At 61.8% G+C, this 3,758-nt stretch carries 4 protein-coding genes and 1 pseudogene; 3 read left to right on the forward strand and 2 right to left on the reverse strand.

Annotation, left to right across the window (positions count from 1 at the left end; genetic code table 11):
* Window positions 1-821, forward strand: an 821-nt coding sequence (locus ACXRVY_RS19800; protein WP_458238047.1) for a pyridoxal-phosphate dependent enzyme, incomplete at its 5' end; no start/stop codon positions are given.
* Window positions 822-874: 53 nt separating this feature from the next.
* Here ACXRVY_RS19800 and ACXRVY_RS19805 read toward each other — a convergent pair.
* Window positions 875-1,195 carry a DUF2388 domain-containing protein gene (locus ACXRVY_RS19805; protein ID WP_223463518.1) on the reverse strand — a complete coding sequence of 107 codons (321 nt, stop codon included), beginning with the start codon at window positions 1,193-1,195 and terminating at the stop codon, window positions 875-877.
* 190 nt (window positions 1,196-1,385) lie between these two features.
* On the opposite strand from ACXRVY_RS19805, the gene ACXRVY_RS19810 reads away from it, so the two are divergent.
* Both ACXRVY_RS19810 and ACXRVY_RS19815 read left to right on the forward strand, forming a co-directional pair.
* Window positions 1,386-2,495: an NAD(P)/FAD-dependent oxidoreductase gene (locus ACXRVY_RS19810; RefSeq protein ID WP_223463519.1), complete on the forward strand. Its 1,110-nt coding sequence runs from the start codon at window positions 1,386-1,388 to the stop codon at window positions 2,493-2,495.
* Window positions 2,496-2,834: 339 nt separating this feature from the next.
* Complete coding sequence (locus ACXRVY_RS19815; protein WP_108217947.1) at window positions 2,835-3,431, forward strand: DinB family protein; 597 nt, start codon at window positions 2,835-2,837, stop codon at window positions 3,429-3,431.
* Window positions 3,432-3,512: 81 nt separating this feature from the next.
* Here ACXRVY_RS19815 and ACXRVY_RS19820 read toward each other — a convergent pair.
* A pseudogene (locus tag ACXRVY_RS19820) lies at window positions 3,513-3,632 on the reverse strand (LysR family transcriptional regulator); the annotation flags it as partial.
* Window positions 3,633-3,758: the final 126 nt, after the last annotated feature.

The raw sequence follows: 3,758 nt of genomic DNA on the forward strand, positions 1-3,758 counted from the left end.
GCATTGGCTTACTGTGCAGCCGGGCGGCGCAGCAGGGCAAGCGCAAGGTGGTCTGTCCCTCCGGCGGTAACGCGGGACTGGCCACGGCCATGGCCGCTGCATGCCTGGGACTCAAGGCATGCATCGTGGTGCCGCACACCACCCCGCAAAGCACCCGGACGCGGATCAGCAATACCGGCGCCGAGGTGATCGTGCACGGCAAGGTCTGGGACGAAGCCAATCTACGGGCACGGGAGCTCGCCCAGGACCCACGCAGTGAATTCGTGCCCGCTTTCGACCACCCGGTGTTGTGGGAAGGGCACAGCACCATGGTCGATGAAATCCTTGAAGACTGCCCGCCAGTGGATGTGCTGGTGACCTCGGTGGGCGGCGGTGGCTTGCTGGCGGGGCTACTCACCGGCCTGATTCGTCATCGGCACACCGATTGCCGCATCGTAGCCTGCGAAACTGAAGGCGCGGCGTCGTTCGCCGCGGCGGTGGCGGCCGGGTACCCGGTCAAATTGGCGAAAATCGACACCGTCGCCACGTCCCTGGGCGCCGCCCAAGTGGCCGCCTGGCCGGTCAAGCACATCGGCGATTTTTCCCATGAATGCGTAGTGCTCAGTGATGATGAGGCGATCATGGGCGTGGTGCGTTACGCCAATGATTTGCGTCAGCTGGTCGAGCCGGCGTGCGGGGTTTCATTGGCGGTTGCCTACCTGGATCACCCGGCGATTGCCGACGCCAATGACGTGGTGATCGTGGTGTGCGGCGGGGTGAGTATCAACGCGCAACTCGTGGCCGGGTGGGCACGCTTGTCCACTGGCACGCACGCCGGGTAGGGCCGGAAACGCTATCCCGGTGTCACAAGCCCCACCGCTGGCGATGACGATCGTCAGTGATCGGTGGCAACGCCTTCCTGGACGAGGATGGCGCGGGCCAGCTCTTCGTCGCTTGCGTTGTTGAGGGCGGGATTGTCCTGACGGACTTTTTTCAATACCGCCTCCAGATAAGCACCACGAATCGCACCGCCACTGGCGACGAAGCTGGAAGCGTCATCCCGGGCGGGAATCATGAGTTTGTCGTCTTTGAACGTCGAATAAAGCGAGGCGGAAACCCCGGCCGAGGTGGCGACATCTTCGGCATCCACTTTAGCCAGAGCGGAACCGACGGGCAAACAAAGCAGCAGGGAAGAAAGGATAAACATGCGGCGCATGATGGTGTCCTCCGACAGCATGGAGCATAAGGGAAATACCACATAGTTTAGGATGCATGGCAATCGCCGAGAGTTCCCCGGCGCTGCCGATTGTGCATATGGACAGGGGACTTCATGGCCTTGTCGCTGGCGATTTTCTCCAGCCTGATCGACTATCGGCAGCGGGAACAGGTGTGAGAGGGCTGGGGCGTTGAACGTCGATATTCAAAGTGTGGTGATCGGGGCTGGCGTCGTCGGATTGGCAGTGGCCAGGGCCTTGGCCATGAGCGGGCGCGACGTGCTGGTGGTTGACGCGGGTGAGGGCATCGGAACGGGCATCAGCTCGCGTAACTCGCAAGTGATTCACGCCGGTATCTATTACCCGGGTGGCAGCCTCAAGGCGCGGTTGTGCGTGGAGGGCAAGCAGCGTCTCTACGCTTATTGCGATGAGCAAGGTATTGATTACCGGCGCGTCGGCAAGCTGATCGTGGCCACCGATGAGCAACAGCGCTCGGCTTTGCAGCGTCTGTTGGAGCAGGGGCGTGTCAATGGTGTCGATGACCTGCAATGGCTGGATGGCGCACAGGCCCGGGCGCTTGAACCGGCGTTGTCCTGTATCGCGGCGCTGTGGTCGCCGTCTACCGGCATCGTCGACTCCCACGCCCTGATGCTGGCGCTTCAGGGCGATGCCGAGCGGTTCGCAGCGACGCTGGCCTTGCGCACACCGCTGCTGTCGGCCAGTTGCATGGAGCAGGGCTTCGAGCTGCGCATGGGCGGCATTCAACCCATGACCCTGTGCTGCCGCGAATTGATCAATTGCGCGGGGCTGTCCGCGCCCGAGGTGGCGCGCGCTATTGTCGGTCTGCCTGGGCAATTCATTCCCCGGGCGCATTTGTGCAAGGGCAGTTATTTCAGTTTCAGCGGCCGGGCGCCGTTTCGCCACCTGGTGTATCCAGCCCCGGAGAGCGCGGGACTGGGTGTGCACATGACGCTCGACCTGGGCGGGCAGGCGCGCTTCGGGCCGGATGTCGAATGGGTCGAGCACATCGATTACCGCGTCGAGCCCCACAGGGTCGAGGGGTTCTATCAGGCGATCCGCCGCTATTGGCCGGGGTTGCCGGACAACAGCCTGCAACCGGCCTACAGCGGTATTCGCCCGAAAATCAGTGGGCCGACCGAGCCGGCTGCCGACTTTCTCATCAGCGGTCGGGCCGAACATGGGGTGCCGGGACTGGTGAATCTGTTCGGCATCGAATCACCGGGCCTGACCAGTTGCCTGGCGCTCGCCGAACAGGTAGTAAAACGCCTGGACGACCGATGATCAGGGCTGGCACTGCCTTGTGGGCATTGGGTCTATGCTAGGGGGCGTTCTCAATTAGTTTCCCCACCGCGTTGTCGCCTTAAAGCTGGCCAGGCAAGGCGTAGGCCGCGGGGAATGGTTGTTCCCTTTCCAAGGCCTGCAACGCAGCATGGCCAGCTTTAAGGCACAACCCGAAGGGCCGGGCCTGCTGTTGTGCAGGGCTGTGTTGCTCSAAGCTGATTTGGAATGACCAAACTGCGCTTCTCGCGCCTTGCCCTGCACAACAGCAGACCCGGCGCGGTGGGGAAACTAATTGAGAACRCCCCCTAGGGATGCGCTTACTGCCATCGGAGAACTCTGATGATCACCGTACGCACTGCCTGTCTGCTGGCCGATTACAAACGCTGGGCCAATCAGCGCCTCTTTGACAGCCTCGCAGCGCTCCCTCCGGGGGAAGTCAAAAAAGAACGGGTGTCGGTGTTCAAAAACATGATCGGCACCCTCAATCACGTCTACGTGGTCGATTGCATCTGGCAGGCGCACCTCGAAGGCCGGGGGCATGGCTTCAAGACCTCACACGACCTGCTGCATGCCGATCTGTCCGAACTGCGCATGGCGCAAAAAGAGATCGATCGCTGGTATTGCGACTGGAGCGCCCGGCAAACCGATGCCTCCCTGGACAAGCCCCTGGAGTTCACCTTTGTCTCGGGCGAAAGCGGCACCATGAGCGCCGGCGCGATGCTGATGCACGTGGTCAATCACGCCAGCTATCACCGTGGCTGGGTGGTGCAGATGTACTTCGAGATTCCGGCCATGCCACCGGTGACCGACATGCCGGTGTATTTGCGCGAGTCCGAGCCGTTAGTCCTGCAGTCGATCAATGCCCCGATAGTGGCGCCGCCATGTGCTGTGCAATTTTCGAGCGCAACCAGCGTTCTGCCGGATCGTTATCGTTGACCCCGTTCCAGACCATCGACAGTTCGGACAGCTTGATATCAAACGGTGCGTCGTCTGCCCGCAGCTGACTGCTGCCGTCGTCAGATCGCGCAACTTTGCCAGCGACGCGCTGACAGGGGGCTGGCCGAGGAACAGCTTTTCCCCGGCGCGGGTCAGGTTCTTTTTGAACATCAGGGTTTCGAAAATCACCAGCAAGTTCATGTCCACGCGGCGCAGGTCGTTGCGGTTCGTGGTGGTGGCTCAGTGGGTTTCAGGCTTTTTCAGTAAAGCATCAAACCTTGAGGAAAGACGCGCAACCTGTGGGAGCGAGCCTGCTCGCGATAGCGG

The organism is Pseudomonas sp. P5_A2_2, from assembly GCF_054177685.1.